The 15524-nt window shown below is 31.1% G+C and carries 15 protein-coding genes and 2 pseudogenes; 11 read left to right on the top strand and 6 right to left on the bottom strand.

Features of this window, described 5'->3' with window-relative positions; translation table 11 throughout:
• A pseudogene (locus FOF46_RS11910) lies at positions 1–498 on the bottom strand (DDE-type integrase/transposase/recombinase); the annotation flags it as partial.
• Positions 499–1876: 1378 nt separating this feature from the next.
• The gene (locus FOF46_RS11895; RefSeq protein ID WP_143916595.1) at positions 1877–2080 is read right to left on the bottom strand and encodes a hypothetical protein; all 204 of its coding nucleotides are present in this window, start codon (positions 2078–2080) and stop codon (positions 1877–1879) included.
• A 55-nt stretch (positions 2081–2135) separates the two neighbouring features.
• Between FOF46_RS11895 and FOF46_RS11890 the strand changes: the two genes are divergently transcribed.
• Entirely contained in the window at positions 2136–2585 is a 450-nt protein-coding gene (locus FOF46_RS11890; RefSeq protein WP_143916594.1) for a hypothetical protein, read from the top strand.
• A gap of 35 nt (positions 2586–2620) precedes the next feature.
• On the opposite strand, the gene FOF46_RS31510 is transcribed toward FOF46_RS11890, so the two are convergent.
• The 4 genes and pseudogenes from FOF46_RS31510 to FOF46_RS11880 all read right to left on the bottom strand — a co-directional run bounded on the left by FOF46_RS31510 (position 2621) and on the right by FOF46_RS11880 (position 5841).
• Positions 2621–2788, bottom strand: a complete 168-nt coding sequence (locus FOF46_RS31510) for a hypothetical protein (protein WP_167571813.1) — start codon at positions 2786–2788, stop codon at positions 2621–2623.
• Between the two features lie 347 nt (positions 2789–3135).
• Positions 3136–3285: a hypothetical protein gene (locus FOF46_RS31505; protein ID WP_167571812.1), complete on the bottom strand. Its 150-nt coding sequence runs from the start codon at positions 3283–3285 to the stop codon at positions 3136–3138.
• A gap of 691 nt (positions 3286–3976) precedes the next feature.
• Positions 3977–4120: pseudogene (locus FOF46_RS11885) on the bottom strand (IS982 family transposase); the annotation flags it as partial.
• Between the two features lie 113 nt (positions 4121–4233).
• A complete protein-coding gene (locus FOF46_RS11880; RefSeq protein WP_167571811.1) occupies positions 4234–5841 on the bottom strand; it encodes a carboxypeptidase-like regulatory domain-containing protein in 1608 nt (535 codons plus the stop codon).
• A gap of 297 nt (positions 5842–6138) precedes the next feature.
• Between FOF46_RS11880 and FOF46_RS11875 the strand changes: the two genes are divergently transcribed.
• The 10 genes from FOF46_RS11875 (at position 6139) to FOF46_RS11830 (ending at position 15513) form a co-directional block, all read left to right on the top strand.
• A complete protein-coding gene (locus tag FOF46_RS11875) occupies positions 6139–7020 on the top strand; it encodes an SDR family oxidoreductase (protein WP_109438150.1) in 882 nt (293 codons plus the stop codon).
• Positions 7021–7158: 138 nt separating this feature from the next.
• The gene (locus FOF46_RS11870) at positions 7159–7923 is read left to right on the top strand and encodes a ParA family protein (RefSeq protein ID WP_143916592.1); all 765 of its coding nucleotides are present in this window, start codon (positions 7159–7161) and stop codon (positions 7921–7923) included.
• 6 nt (positions 7924–7929) lie between these two features.
• A complete protein-coding gene (locus tag FOF46_RS11865) occupies positions 7930–8847 on the top strand; it encodes a ParB/RepB/Spo0J family partition protein (RefSeq protein ID WP_109438148.1) in 918 nt (305 codons plus the stop codon).
• Positions 8837–9427: a DUF5683 domain-containing protein gene (locus tag FOF46_RS11860; protein WP_235011011.1), complete on the top strand. Its 591-nt coding sequence runs from the start codon at positions 8837–8839 to the stop codon at positions 9425–9427. Before FOF46_RS11865 ends, FOF46_RS11860 begins: the two co-directional genes overlap by 11 nt.
• Positions 9428–9477: 50 nt before the next feature.
• Positions 9478–10176, top strand: a complete 699-nt coding sequence (gene dapB / locus FOF46_RS11855) for a 4-hydroxy-tetrahydrodipicolinate reductase (RefSeq protein WP_143916591.1) — start codon at positions 9478–9480, stop codon at positions 10174–10176.
• Positions 10177–10230: 54 nt separating this feature from the next.
• A complete protein-coding gene (gene lepB, locus FOF46_RS11850; protein ID WP_109438146.1) occupies positions 10231–11799 on the top strand; it encodes a signal peptidase I in 1569 nt (522 codons plus the stop codon).
• A 16-nt stretch (positions 11800–11815) separates the two neighbouring features.
• Positions 11816–12442 (top strand): WbqC family protein, encoded by a 627-nt coding sequence (locus tag FOF46_RS11845; protein WP_244299609.1) that lies wholly within the window; start codon positions 11816–11818, stop codon positions 12440–12442.
• Positions 12443–12648: 206 nt separating this feature from the next.
• A complete protein-coding gene (locus FOF46_RS11840; RefSeq protein ID WP_143916590.1) occupies positions 12649–12879 on the top strand; it encodes an acyl carrier protein in 231 nt (76 codons plus the stop codon).
• On the top strand, positions 12858–14051 hold the full coding sequence (locus FOF46_RS11835; RefSeq protein WP_143916589.1) for a cytochrome P450: 1194 nt from the start codon (positions 12858–12860) through the stop codon (positions 14049–14051). Before FOF46_RS11840 ends, FOF46_RS11835 begins: the two co-directional genes overlap by 22 nt.
• 76 nt (positions 14052–14127) lie before the next feature.
• On the top strand, positions 14128–15513 hold the full coding sequence (locus FOF46_RS11830; RefSeq protein WP_143916588.1) for an MBOAT family O-acyltransferase: 1386 nt from the start codon (positions 14128–14130) through the stop codon (positions 15511–15513).
• Positions 15514–15524 lie beyond the last annotated feature (11 nt).

Below are 15524 nucleotides of genomic sequence, written 5' to 3'. Positions count from 1 at the left end.
TCTAAACGCCTCTATGATATGTTGTGATTCGTTATAGGCCTCTGTAAGTCCAAAACCTTCTTTTCTGGATTCTTTACGTATTTCCTTTAAATATTCTGGACTGCGGTGTGCTGAAGCTCGGCGAGATTGGATACCCTCTCCATAATAGTACTTACTTTCTTGCATGAATACGGATTGAATAGTACCAAATCCTCGCTCTACATGTGGCTTACCAGTTGCTTTATGGGTTACTGTCATTTTAACCCCCATTAAACTAAGGTTATGAGTAAGTGCTTTTACCTCCTTGGTATTGTGACCAGGGAAACGGTCGGCAACAATCTCATATGGTAAATAACCAGTGTTTTCAACTGCCATTTTTAAGGCATTGGTAACAGACCATCGATTCTCTGAATAATCAAAAGAGTACCCTAGAATATCACCGCTATGCACATCCTTTACCGCGATTACAAATAAGAACCCTTTGGATTTATCATCTTTGGTATGCTCGATAAGGTTCATACGNCAGTGTTTTCAACTGCCATTTTTAAGGCATTGGTAACAGACCATCGATTCTCTGAATAATCAAAAGAGTACCCTAGAATATCACCGCTATGCACATCCTTTACCGCGATTACAAATAAGAACCCTTTGGATTTATCATCTTTGGTATGCTCGATAAGGTTCATACGCGTAGCATCAATTTGCCAGCAATCCCCAGCATATAACGCATTGGCTAAAGGGATATATCCCGTATTCTCAAAAGCTTTACGACTGTTAAAACCAAAACGCAAGGAATCGGTAAGGAATTTTGTTTTTTGCTGTTCAAATACCTTTTGACCAAACCAACGACGACCAGGAACACGGCGACCTTTGATTGCGCATAAATCCTGAATCTTACGAATGATATATTCATTAGTAAAGTTCTCATTATAAGAACGCAACTTTAAAGCTGCTGCCTCCAGTTCTAGGTCATCAAAGATTAATGCATTGTTATTACCTGATCTTGGTAATTTGATAACTTCGCTTATGTCAGCACCTTCGGTTAAAGCGTCAATCTTTTCTTTAAACTTTCTGTAGTTCTTCGGGAGATAACACATGTCCTTTTGCTCAACAATAGCGCATATATCCCTATATATTTTATTCCNAATCCTGAATCTTACGAATGATATATTCATTAGTAAAGTTCTCATTATAAGAACGCAACTTTAAAGCTGCTGCCTCCAGTTCTGGGTCATCAAAGATTAATGCATTGTTATTACCTGATCTTGGTAATTTGATAACTTCGCTTATCTTGGCACCTTCAATTAAAGCATCAATCTTTTCTTTAAACTTGCGATAGTTCTTAGGGAGATAACACATGTCCTTTTGCTCAACAATAGCGCATATATCCCTATATATTTTATTCCCTTTTAAGTCAAGGCTTTCTTTATAATTGATAGTAAACTCTAAAACAGCACAGGCTTTGGCTAGTGCTGTACGCTGTACAGTAGTACAATCAGTGTAATATTCCAGATGATTTTTGTATCGCTCATCTACAAAACTTGTGAATTCCGCAGTAAGTAAATTACTTTCCTGACTGTTCATAGCCAATTTATAAGATTGTATAAGTGTATCTGGATCACCAAACAGATCACGGTAATTTGCTGGTTTCCTGTTAGGTATTCTTTTTAAATCGTAATAGTAATCATGGTTAATCTTTGCCCATCTCCAGCTTTTTCCGGTGTCTGGTAAAATGTTATGATGACGGTGACAAGGTTGGACAGATTGTTTGTATTTGGTTTTAACTTTACGTAAATAAAGCTCGGAAACGACACATGTATCATTTAGAAGCCTTTCGCTTATCCAAATACAGTTGTTTTTTACTAATATGTCTCCCCTTTGGAAATTCATTTAGAAATTATAATTGGTTAATAACTTCTTCAAAATGAGCCTTACGTTTCTTAGATAGAGCTATAATAAATGATTCTAAAGAAGTAGTTTTTACGTCTCCATGGTACCATTTAAAAAACATACTCTTGTCAACATTAGCTAGTTTGCAGACTAATTGCTTATCTCCACGTTGGAAATACTTAATTAATTCGTCCTTTTCAGTTTTTTTCATACTTTTACAATGTTATTCAACAAATATAGTCTAAATTTAGACCTTTTTTAAAAAAATGGACAAAATTTTATCACCCATAAAAAGTAGAGTGCTTCAATATCTTGATTTTCAAGGTATTCCAAAGAAAATGTTTTTTGAAAAAACAGGTATATCACCTTCAAATTTCAAAGGAAAAGGTGGAATTAGCGAGATTGGAGGAGAAAAAATAGTTAGTATTTTGACTATTTTTAAAAATTTAGACCCTTCGTGGTTGTTGCTAGGAGAGGGTAATATGATAAAGAAAACTAAAGAATCTACAAATCAATCTGTTATAAGCGAAGAAAATACAATAGAAGCCATAGTAACGAATAAAATATTGAAATCAATTTCTCCTTTTTTTACGGATATAAAAAAGGAAATGAATATGGTAATAAAGGGTTTAGGCGAACTTAGGTTGGATTTGGATGATATAAAAGAAGATTATGACATGGTTAAAAAAGAAGAAGGGAAAGAAGAAGATTATTAAATATATTGATTAGTACGCTGTTAAAAACTTATTATCTACCTATTATTTTCCAAATCTATAAGCTTAACTACAGAATCACCTAAATTTTTTAAAGAATTTCTTAATCTTATTTTGATTAGCTTTCTTTCCTCTTTACTAAAAGCCTCTTTGTTTTCAATATAAAAATCAATCTCTTTTAGTATCTCTTTGCTATTATCCTTCATTATTATCGACTCCTTTCCTTTTGAAAAAAAACACGACTAGAGCTAAAAATAATAATACAGAAATAATAAATTTTATATTAAAGTTATTGAATCCTGTTTTTTGTAGTAAAAAGACTCTGATTAGTAGTTGGTAAGTTGTCATAAATATAGGAAGCCAAATAACAAATCTCCATGATTTGCCTTTAGCTAACCAATAGACCAAGAACCATACCAATAAAAATCGTAATTCTGAATTAACGGCGTATAGATATACCCTAAGGGATGATTTTCCAATTTTCCCCATCCCTTTAGGTATGATATCATGTAAATAAAGTAATATAGTTAAAGCAAAGATAAATGCTATAACTTTATATGTCATCATCGCTGATTTCCCCGTCCTCAATTCCTTGTATTTCCCCATCAGTTTGGTATATCTCTAAATCATCATCAGTACAACTTGTTAGCATTGATAATGTAAATACTGTTAATACGATAAATAAATAAAATCTAGTTCTCATTCTGAAAGTTTTTAAAGTTATTATCGCAAAAATACTTTAAAAAATATTCAGACTAGAAACCGCGCTAAAATAGTTAAATATTGCAATATTTTATTACGTTAAAACCGTAATATTTTAACTGCTGTAATTATCTAGCTGAAGCCTACTATAATGGGAAAATACACCTATCTATTTATGTTTTTAAATGACTAAAAATTCCCCAAAAAAAGGGTAACATTTTAACACTATAACGAAAAGTGCAAAATTACATGTAAATAAAAAAACTTTAAACCCTTATAGGTATTAGGAAAACTATTAAGAAAAAGGGTAACAAAAAAATCATTGAAAAAACCTCTAAAAAAAGGTTAGTAAAAAGGTTAGTAAATTCGTATAAAACCAAAAGTGCAAAAAATATAGCTAATGTAGTTAAGGTCTAAGCCTTATAAACACTAAGAAAACAAAGCAAAAAAAGAGAAACCTTGTTTTATAGCAATATTAAACCTAATTTTTGGTGTAGATTCAAGTGTAATTAGGATTGTTTTAGGTCTAAATGAAGCTTTACAAGCCCTTATTGACACTATGTTTAGACCTAAATTAACATTTTGAAGAAAATAATATTATTAGAGCTTTAAAAATGAATATCAAATTAACATAAATGAACATTTCAACATTTGTTAAGCCCTTTTATTGTTTGTACTTTTGGTTTTGCCCCTCATATATTAATTTTTAGGTTGTTTATATTTCTGTTGAATTCAAACCTATTGATATATTGAATAATGGTCATTGCTGTGATCTTTGATAAGATTCTATTTTTAAATCCCTCAAAAGATTTCGCATAATTTCTTCGAATCATAAATTNACACTATGTTTAGACCTAAATTAACATTTTGAAGAAAATAATATTATTAGAGCTTTAAAAATGAATATCAAATTAACATAAATGAACATTTCAACATTTGTTAAGCCCTTTTATTGTTTGTACTTTTGGTTTTGCCCCTCATAAATAAACCAATTTCCTTTTGCCAGATCATATAAATAAAACTCATTTGAAGAGTATCCTCTTAATTTTTCATCTACAATACGATCGTTATTTTTTTCTTGAGAATGTTCGAATGCAAAAGAACGGGATTCTGGATCTACAAATTCTATTGCAAACTCAGCTTCTGTAGTATTCCATTCAAAAACAACTCGAATATCACTTTCTGCATTCTCTAGGTTTAAGTTTTTAATCTCAGCATTTTCACGAATTCCTGAAGCATTCTTTTTTTTCAAATACAAGAATGACATTTCACTATGTACCATTTTTTCAATACCGTCTTCTAGTACATAATTACCTGCCTGTAAATATTGTAAATATGTATTCCAAGCCTTTTTGTATTCTTTATTAGCCGCATACGCATTAGCCAAATCTCTAAATGATTGTGAATAAGAGGGTCTTAATTCTATAAGCATTGTATATAAACCTATAGCTTTTTGATGTAGTCCACGTTCTTGATAAATATATGCGATAGCTTTTAATGCTTCTGGATCATCTTTAAACAATACCTCTGCTTCAGAAAGGACTTTTAATGAAAGTGTATCCAGTTGTTTTTCTGTTTTGAAATACCTTGCCATATCCATAAAAAAACTAGGTGAGTTTTTGTTTTTTTCGGCTAAGGCACTATAAGATTTATAAGCTTCCTTATCATTAGTAACTGTATCTAATATCGAAAAATAAGAAGGAGTCAATTTTATTGTTGAATAAGGAACACTTCCCGTTGCATAAATATTTTTATTAGCCTTATTTTTACCTCCTTTTTTCTTTTTTAACTTAGCTCCTTTTGTTCTAACCACAATCACTCCACCAGATCCTCTCATTCCATATTTTGTTGTTCCTGATACAGATCTAATTACAGTAACTTTATCAATCTCCCCTACTCTTAAATTAGGTGGGTCATCATAAATGCTTCCGTCGATATCCCATATAGCCAGACTTTCTTCTGGATTAGAAATAGATAAATTAGGAACTAACCTCACTCTTTTAATCCTTCGACTATCGTACTCTACACCTTGGTAGTTTATTAAACCACTTAAGGTTTCAATTAAATCACTCCCCTGAATATTAAGGCTATTACTTTTGATAGTTTTCATCTTACCATAAGAAACACTTTTCTTATTAATGGTTCCATAAGCAGTTTCAATATTTTGATCGTCTTCTTCATCCTCATCTCTAAACTTATTCTTTTTATTATTTGTCTTTATAACTACTGTTTCCAGATCATTCACTTCATCAACCATTCCTATATTTAGGTATTTCGTAATGTCTTCTACAATAACTTCAACAGGTTTCATACCTTTAAAAGAAAATTGAATTACAGCCTTTTCGGGCGCTTCAATACGATAATATCCTTTCCTATTGGTAGTTGTTTTCACCTTACTATCTTTTATTTCGACCTTTACCAATTCTAGTGGAAATTCGTTGTATGTTACATAACCTGAAATTTTATTTAATCTCGGTTTTGATTGACCAAAAGAGTGAGTAGAATTCCCAACAACAATGGTTAATAGTAAGAACTTAAACAGTATTTGTTTTTTCAAAAGCATTTTGTTTTCCTTATGATACTTAAAATATAATTTCTTTCTCCAAATAAACTGGTTGATAGCACATTATAAAAATAGGTAAAAGTTATTTACTTCTGTTAATCAACATATATATTTTCACTCCTTATAGAAAGTTGCACAATTGCAAATAATAAATGTTTTTACCTACACATCACTGCAAGCTTTATAAATAATAGTATTTTTGTTAAATACTCAAACAGGCAATAAAAAACTATGCATGCATAGTTTTTTAACTATAACTTGTTATATTAGCAAAATATCGATACAAAAATTATGAATTATACAAACAAAATGCTTCGCGATGGAGCGCTAGAAGGTAAAAATATTGTAGTCACTGGTGGTGGTAGTGGATTAGGGAAATCAATGACCAAATATTTTCTTGAACTTGGAGCAAAAGTAGCTATAACCTCTCGTAACATAGAGAAGTTACAAAATACAGCTAAAGAACTCGAAGCTGAAACCGGAGGTACTTGTTTACCTTTACAGTGTGATGTTCGTCATTACAGTGAGGTTGAAGCAATGCGAGATCAAGCTATTGAAGCTTTTGGTTCTATTGACATCTTACTTAACAATGCCGCTGGTAATTTTATATCTCCCACAGAACGTCTATCGGCAAATGCTTTTGATACTATAATTGATATTGTGCTTAAGGGAACCAAAAACTGCACATTAGCTTTTGGAAAACATTGGATCGATACCAAATACAAAAACACTACTGTTCTTAATATTGTAACCACTTATGCATGGACTGGCTCTGCTTATGTAGTGCCAAGTGCGAGCGCAAAAGCAGGAGTCTTGGCTATGACACGATCATTAGCAGTGGAGTGGGCAAAATACGGAATGCGTTTTAATGCAATTGCTCCAGGGCCATTCCCTACAAAAGGAGCTTGGGATAGATTAGTTCCTGGAGATTTAGCAGAAAAATTAGATTTTTCAAAACGTGTACCATTAAGTCGTACCGGTGAGCATCAAGAACTTGCTAACCTTGCTGCATATTTGGTGTCAGATTTTTCTGCTTATGTAAATGGGGAAGTAATTACCATTGATGGCGGAGAATGGATTAAAGGAGCTGGACAATTTAATCTTCTTGAACAGGTCCCTGAAGAAATGTGGGATCAACTTGAGGCAATGATACGTTCAAAAAAGAATAAATAAGTTTTTATTAACAATAAAATAGTACACTAGACCATCTCCAAAGGGGGATGGTCTTTTTTATATCCTACTGTTAACATTTTTCATTTTTATAATATATAATAAATTGTATTTTTACCTCTTAAATCCAAACCTCCCCTCATGGGTAAAATTATAGCGATTGCCAATCAAAAAGGTGGTGTAGGTAAAACTACTACCTCAGTAAATTTAGCAGCCTCTCTAGGCGTATTAGAGAAAAAAGTATTATTAATCGATGCTGATCCCCAAGCGAATGCTACTTCTGGACTTGGATTGGATGTGGATACCATAGAAAAAGGAACATATCAAATCCTGGAACATACTATCAAACCAGAAGAAGCAATTTTGGAAACCAGTTCTCCAAATGTGCATATCATACCTGCACATATTGATCTGGTAGCCATAGAAATTGAACTTGTAGATAAAGATTCAAGAGAATATATGCTTAAAAAAGCCATTGAAGGATTAAAATCTCAATATGATTATATTCTTATTGATTGTGCACCATCTCTAGGTTTATTGACACTAAATGCATTGACTGCTGCAGACTCTGTAATGATACCAATCCAATGTGAATATTTTGCTTTAGAGGGATTGGGCAAGCTTTTGAATACAATTAAAAGTGTGCAAAAAGTTCATAATCAAAATTTAGATATAGAAGGACTATTACTTACTATGTATGATTCTAGGTTAAGGCTATCCAATCAAGTAGTAGAAGAAGTACAAAAGCATTTTAATGAAATGGTATTTAAAACAATCATTCAGAGAAATATTCGTTTGAGTGAAGCACCCAGTTATGGTGAAAGTATAATTAATTATGATGCTTCTAGTAAAGGTGCTAGTAATTATTTAAGTTTGGCACAGGAAATTATTAAGAAAAACAGCTAAGGATTCATGGCGAAGGCAACCAAAAAACAAGCATTAGGAAGAGGATTATCAGCTCTGTTAAAAGATCCTGATAATGATATAAAATCAGTAGAAGATAAAGGTGCTGATAAAGTAGTTGGTAATATTATCGAGTTAGAATTGGAAAGTATCGATGTTAACCCTTTTCAACCTCGTACTAGTTTTAATGATGAAACATTACGTGAGCTTGCTACTTCTATAAAAGAGGTCGGTGTAATTCAACCTATTACTGTTCGTAAATTAGATTTTAACAATTATCAACTAGTTAGTGGAGAGCGTCGTTTTCGTGCTTCAAAATTAGCCGGATTAAAGTCTATTCCTGCATATATTCGTATTGCTAATGATCAGGAATCATTAACAATGGCATTGGTCGAAAATATTCAACGCCAGGATTTAGATCCGATCGAAATTGCACTTTCATACCAGCGACTTATAGATGAGATTAGCCTCACTCAAGAACAATTGAGTGATAGAGTGGGTAAAAAACGGTCAACTATTGCAAATTATCTTAGACTTCTAAAATTAGATCCTATTGTTCAAACAGGAATGAGAGACGGATTTATATCTATGGGTCATGGTCGAGCACTCATAAATATTGATGATCAACAACAACAACTTGATATTTATGAAACTATCATCGGAAAGTCACTATCTGTACGTGATACGGAAAAAATGGTACGATCTCTAAATGAAAAAACAGATAGTACTAATTCTTCTGCAAATAGTAGTTCTGCAACAAATTTATTACCAAAACATATTGCAAAAGGAGTAAAAGATTTTTCTGATTACTTTGGCGCAAAAATTGATGTAAAAGTTTCCAATAAAGGAAGTGGAAAGTTAATTATACCTTTTTCTTCCGAAGAAGATTTTAAACGCATAAAGAAACTTATTAATAGTGAAGATTAAATTCTTTTATATTATCTTTTTTGCACTACTTTCTGTTCAACATATTCTTGCTCAAGAAAATGAAGAATTAAAAGTTACTACAGAAGAAGTGCCTGTAAAAAAGAAGAAGAAAAAGAGAGAGAGAAAGATTCGACCATATGAACCTTTAGCTCCCGCAAGAGCCGCTTTTTATTCTGCGGTACTCCCTGGGTTAGGCCAAGCATATACAGGAAAGTACTGGAAAGTCCCTATCGTATACGCAGCATTAGGAACAGGAGTATACTTTTATATTGACAATAATAATAACTATAATCGCTTTCGTGATATTTTTAAACGTAGACTCGCTGGTTTTACCGATGATGAGTTTCCAAACATAACCAATGATCAATTAATATCGTTGCAAGAACGTTTTCGACGTGATAAGGAGTTATCATTATTAGTTACTGTAGGGATTTATCTCCTAAATATTGTAGATGCCAATGTAACTGCACATTTACAACAATATAATATAACAGATGATCTTTCTTTCAAACCAAAAATAAATTTTAATGAGTTTGATACCAGACCAAATTATGGAGTATCACTCAATTATAGTTTTTAAAAAAAGATTGATTCCTTTTTATAAAACATAAAAATAACACCAACCAAGATATGAAAATTGCGCTGCTGGGATATGGCAAAATGGGGAAAACAATAGAAAAAATTGCCACAGAAAGAGGTCATACTATTATACTTAAAGTAGACAAAGAAGATACCACATATGATCTTTCAGAAGCAGATGTAGCCATCGATTTTAGTATTCCGACTGCGGCTGTGAATAATATAACGAATTGCTTTAATGCAGGAGTACCTGTTGTTTCTGGCACTACGGGATGGTTAGATCATTATGAAGACATGGTCGCCCTATGCAAAGAAAAAAAAGGAGGGTTTATCTATGCCTCAAACTATAGTCTTGGTGTTAATTTGTTTTTTGAACTTAATAGAAAGTTAGCAAAAATGATGGCACCGCTAGAGGGCTATAATATTGCAATGGAAGAAATCCATCATACAGAAAAATTAGATGCTCCAAGTGGTACTGCTATTACTCTTGCAGAAGGTATTATCGAAAACACAGATAAAACTGAATGGCAATTAGATAATGGAGGCAAAAACATTATCCCTATAATAGCGAAAAGAATTGATAAAGTACCTGGAACACATACCGTCAACTACACTTCAGAAGTAGATGACATCGAGATTAAACATACGGCACACAATCGAAATGGTTTTGCACTAGGAGCAGTTGTAGCTGCTGAGTGGTTAATTGATAAAACAGGAGTTTTCAATATGAAAGATGTATTAGGGCTATAAAAAGTGTAACGCTTGGTTAATAAGATGTACTTATACTAAAAAATATATTTAAAGATGATACTTACAGAATGGTTTATTTTTTTCCTGATATTACAGGCAATTCATTTCTTAGGAACCTGGAAACTATACACTAAAGCAGGACGAAAAGCATGGGAAGCAATTATCCCGGTGTATAATGCCGTTGTTTTAATGAAAATTATAAATCGCCCTTGGTGGTGGGTAATATTATTATTTATTCCTGTAATTAATGTAATCATGCTCCCCGTTATCTGGGTGGAGACCATTAGGAGTTTTGGTAAAAACTCTACTACTGATACTGTTCTTGTAGTAGTTACTTTAGGGTTCTATATATATTACATTAACTATATGCTTGATGTTACTTATATAGAAAATCGTGATTTAAAGCCAAAAACAGCTGCTGGAGAGTGGATAAGTTCTATTCTTTTTGCCGTAGTTGCTGCAACTATTGTACACACTTATTTTATGCAACCGTACACTATCCCTACAGGTTCTTTAGAAAGAACATTACTTGTTGGGGATTTCTTATTTGTAAGTAAATTTCATTATGGTGCACGAACACCTATGACCGCGGTATCTTTTCCTATGGTACATGACACAATACCGTTAGTAAGAACAAAATCATACTCTAGCAAACCGCAATATCCATATTTTAGATTACCCGGATTTCAGAATATCAAACGTAATGACATTGTTGTTTTTAGTTGGCCAATAGATACTGTTAGATATTTTAGAGATCGATCAAAATTAAGTTACTACAAACCTATTGATAAGAAATCTAATTATGTAAAAAGATGTGTAGGTATTCCTGGAGATTCTTTATCAGTAGTTGATGGATATGTATACATTAATGGAAAGCAGAATAAGCTACCAGAACGTGCGCAAGTGCAGTTTTCATATAGTGGAACTACAAAAGGCAGTAATTTCAATCTACCAAACTTATATGATCGTTATCGCATTAAACCAAATGAGTTTGGATACAACAATACTCAATTTAATGCTCAGGGAATGACTACTGATGCTGCGACTCGATTTAAAAACCACCCCAACGTTGCTGGTATTGAAAGAAATATAATGCCAAAGGGACTTAAAGACCCTAGTATTTTTCCTAATAACGGCAAAGTAAACTGGAACTCTGACAATTTTGGAGCAATTTATATTCCTGAAGCCGGAAAAACTGTTAAAATGGATCTTAAAAGTTTTTCATTATATAGAAGAATTATTGAAGTTTATGAAGGCTCTGAATTGGGTATAGATAATAAACTTACCGTAAATGGTACGCAAGTTTTACTTAATGGAAAACCTATTGATACGTATACATTCAAACAAGATTATTATTGGATGATGGGTGATAATCGTCACAATAGTGAAGACAGTCGTGTATGGGGTTATGTCCCTGCCAATCATATTGTTGGAAAACCTGTATTTGTATGGTTTAGTTGGGATACTAATGCCAAAGGGCTGTTTAATAAAATAAGATGGGAACGTATGTTTACCACCGTTGGTGGAAGCGGAAATCCAGTTTCTTATTTTAAGTACTTTTTAATTGTTTTAGCTGGATGGATTATTTATGGTCAATATCGTAAAAAGAAAAAAAGCGCTTAATACATAGTCGATTAAATTGAATACCCCCTTATTACATCCAATGTATTTTGGAACTATTGCACAATATGTAGTAATGGCGAAAGCAACATCTGTTGTTTTTGAAAACGAAGACAATTACCAAAAACAGACCTATCGTAATCGTACTTATATTTATGGTGCTAATGGAAAATTACTTCTTAGTATTCCTATAAAACATATTGGAAATAAAGGCAGACAACTATATAAAGATGTTCGTATAGAAAATGATTTCCCCTGGCAGTCATTACATTGGAAATCACTTGAAACAGCATATAGAACATCACCTTTTTTTGAGTATTATGAAGATGAATTTGTACATCTTTTCGAAAAACCAAAAAAGTTTCTTTTAGATTTCAATTATGAATGCATGCAGGCAGTATATGATTGCTTACAACTAGACATTTCATATACAAAAACTAGTGAATATATCAAAAGCCCTGAAGAACATATAGATTTAAGAACGCTTATAAATGCTAAAAAGCAAAAACCTTATCCTTTAGAATCTTACATCCAGGTTTTTGCAGAAAAACAAGGGTTTATTCCTAATCTTTCTATTCTGGATTTACTCTTTAACGAAGGAACTAATACTTTGACCTACCTCGAGAATCAATCTTTCTCTATATAGTTAGATCCTAAAACACACCTTGTGAACTCGTCTACAGATATATGTTACTTTTAAAAGTATTGAATATACGGTTCCAAAAAAAATGTTCATCAAAATTATATGTCAGCCCTTATATTTAATAAGATTATTCGATCTTTGTTATAAGACAAATTATAATTGGTTATTTTAATACTTATAGTAACAAATCAAAAACATTAAACTGCAATATGAATACAAAATTATGGCTTCAAGAAAAAATTGCTGAAGAAACAGAATTACCTATTGAAGAAATATCATGTGATATAGAATTCACCAAATTTAATATGGATTCCTTATCTGTTTTAACCTTAGCCTTTGATTTAGAGTCAAAATTAAATATCGGAGAAATTGATCCAACTCTCTTTTCTGAATACAATACAATTAATAAACTTGTTACATGGATCGAGAATCAAAAATAATTTGGAACCCATATACTAAAGGATATTTTGACAATCCATACCCGCATTTAAAAAGATGTAGAGAGGAAAATCCAATTCATAAAGGTGCGCACAACGAATTAATTTTTTTTCGATATAAGGATATAAATGAAATCATTCGCTCGAATGATTTTGAAGTATCTGAATTAAGTACATATCTACAAACTAAAGAGCCTTATATTTTTAAAAACTCAGATATGTGCCCATATTTATCAAAAGGAACACAAAAGTGGACTATGTATTTAAATGGTGATGAGCACAAAAGTTTAAGAGCAGTAATGGGTAAATCATTTAAGGAATTTGATTTAAACATTATTATCAAAGAATCTATCAATACTTTAAATAATCGATACAAAAATTCAATCAGTTTTGATTTAGTAGAGTATTGTGCATATTTTATTTTTTTGGTTACTGAAAAACTTTTTGGGATTAAAGATTTTGAAAGTTTTGAAAAAGTTAAGAAATATTCGAATATGCTTGCCAGAAGTCAAGACATATTCATTCCTAAACAAATATACAAAGAAATAAACTCATGGTTTTTATGGGGTAAAGACATATTTCATGATTCAGAATATAAAGAAAATATTAGGTTTTTTGCGAATCAATTGAACTTAAACTACACTGAAGAAGATATTTATTCAATAATGTCTATTTCTGTAATGGCTGCTTTTGAAACCTCAAAGGACAATCTAACTATGGCTTTATACCAAATACTGAGAGATCCAAAATTAACAGACTATGTATTACATAATGAAATAAAAAAAATAAATCTTTTGATTGAAGAATTATTTAGGTTTTCTTCTCCTTTACAATATACTGTAAGAGTTAATAAACAACCAATCGAATATAATGACACAATTATACCTTCCAAATCAAAAATTTATCTTTGTTTAGCTAGTGCTAATCGTGATCCGGATTTTTTTATAAATCCCGACGAAATTATTCCAGATAGATACTCAAATGAACATCTGGCTTTTGGAGGAGGAAATCATTTCTGCTTAGGAGCTCAAATATCTAGGCAAGAAATGAGGTATTGCTTAAAACCTATGGTTAGCTTTCTTAGTAACTTTGAAATAGATAATTCCAAACCTACAAAATGGGCTAAGCAAATTTTCATGCGCACAGTAGATTCTTTATCAATAAAATTGAAATAGCAGAAGTTAAAATATTGAAAAATAAATATTAACACCTATGCTAGATTTAATGACAAAAAATTCAAAATTCTGTTGAATGGTAGAATTTAACTTATTACTCATCATTATATATATTATTTGTTCTATAGCTTTAGTTGCTTTCTTTCCAAAAGAACACAAATGGAAAGCTCTATTGATAACAAGCTTAGTTTTTTATTTTCTATTGGTTGGATATAAAATATTATTTTTAATACTACTCTCTTTTATTATATATAGATTAAGCTTCATTATATATCAAAATCATTTTAAAATAAAAATAATAATACTGGCCATTCTAATACCTTTAATAATTTCCAAAATAACAAACACTGGTTTCCATTTTGAAAATTATAGTTCTAAAGATATACAATCTTTAGAATGGCTAAAATGGTCTTTTACATTCAAAGTAATTGGTCTTTCATATTTTACATTTAATGGAATAAGTTATTTAATGGACATTAAAAGGAAATATATGGAGCCAGAGAAAAATTTCTTTTTGGTATTATTATATTTAATTTATTTTCCAGCTATATTTTCAGGCCCATTACATAGAGCAAAATACCTTATACCTCAATTCAAAAATATTACAATTTCTGATCTTTCTATTTCAAAAGGAATGCGTTTGATATTATGGGGGTTATTTAAAAATGTAGTCATAGCGCAAAGAATATTCTTTTTACTTAATAAATTATTAAACTCTGAAATTAGCGGTTATTATTACTTTGTTTTAGGATTACTTTTCTTTTTCTATTTATATACAAATTTCAGCTCATTCATAGATTTTTTTCAGGGAATTTCTCAAATTTTTGGTATACAACTTAAAAGTAATTTTCGAAATAGAGTATATTTTTCTTCTTCGAGACAAGAATTTTGGAAAGGATGGCACATTACACTAAATGAATGGTTCAGAGACTACTTTTTCTTCGTTATAGCCAAACATGATAAAAAAAGAAAATATACAAATTTCCTTCTACTAATTACTTTTGTATTAATCGCTTTATGGCATGAATTAACGACAACTTTATTAATTTGGGGAATTCTGAATGGATTATGGATTATATTTGAGAAGAAAATAGATCTTACAAAACTCCCTTATCCCAAATTAAGAAATTCATTAGGCCTTATTTATCATCTTTTGTTTTCCTGTATCTTAGCATTAATTTTTATTTCTCCGAATCTAATTTACTTAATCGAAAAAATTTTCATAACACCTCCTTTCATCCCAATAGAAATAACACATAAATATTTGACCAATATTGCCATCATATTATTTTCATTTATAATAATGGATTATCATTATAGTAAAGCAAAAAATGAGAGATTTGATAATTATTTACATAAAAAAACTATGCTAAATCGATGGTTTATTTATATAAAATTGGTAATGATAATTTTGATATTTGGTTTAAGTCCAGGAGTTGATAACTATTATACGTTATTTTGATAATTAAGTAT

The sequence above is a fragment of the Aquimarina algiphila genome (assembly GCF_007489275.1).
GTDB lineage: Bacteria > Bacteroidota > Bacteroidia > Flavobacteriales > Flavobacteriaceae > Aquimarina > Aquimarina algiphila.
This window is presented reverse-complemented; position numbering and strand designations above follow the sequence as displayed.

Coding starts and splice junctions, on each gene's coding strand:
- FOF46_RS11875 (WP_109438150.1), top strand. CDS start 6,139: ATGAATTATACAAACAAAATGCTTCGCGATGGAGCGCTAGAAGGTAAA.
- FOF46_RS11835 (WP_143916589.1), top strand. CDS start 12,858: ATGGATCGAGAATCAAAAATAATTTGGAACCCATATACTAAAGGATAT.
- FOF46_RS11895 (WP_143916595.1), bottom strand. CDS start 2,080: ATGAAAAAAACTGAAAAGGACGAATTAATTAAGTATTTCCAACGTGGA.
- FOF46_RS11865 (WP_109438148.1), top strand. CDS start 7,930: ATGGCGAAGGCAACCAAAAAACAAGCATTAGGAAGAGGATTATCAGCT.
- FOF46_RS11840 (WP_143916590.1), top strand. CDS start 12,649: ATGAATACAAAATTATGGCTTCAAGAAAAAATTGCTGAAGAAACAGAA.
- dapB (WP_143916591.1), top strand. CDS start 9,478: ATGAAAATTGCGCTGCTGGGATATGGCAAAATGGGGAAAACAATAGAA.
- FOF46_RS11890 (WP_143916594.1), top strand. CDS start 2,136: ATGGACAAAATTTTATCACCCATAAAAAGTAGAGTGCTTCAATATCTT.
- FOF46_RS31510 (WP_167571813.1), bottom strand. CDS start 2,788: ATGAAGGATAATAGCAAAGAGATACTAAAAGAGATTGATTTTTATATT.
- lepB (WP_109438146.1), top strand. CDS start 10,231: ATGATACTTACAGAATGGTTTATTTTTTTCCTGATATTACAGGCAATT.
- FOF46_RS31505 (WP_167571812.1), bottom strand. CDS start 3,285: ATGAGAACTAGATTTTATTTATTTATCGTATTAACAGTATTTACATTA.
- FOF46_RS11870 (WP_143916592.1), top strand. CDS start 7,159: ATGGGTAAAATTATAGCGATTGCCAATCAAAAAGGTGGTGTAGGTAAA.
- FOF46_RS11830 (WP_143916588.1), top strand. CDS start 14,128: ATGGTAGAATTTAACTTATTACTCATCATTATATATATTATTTGTTCT.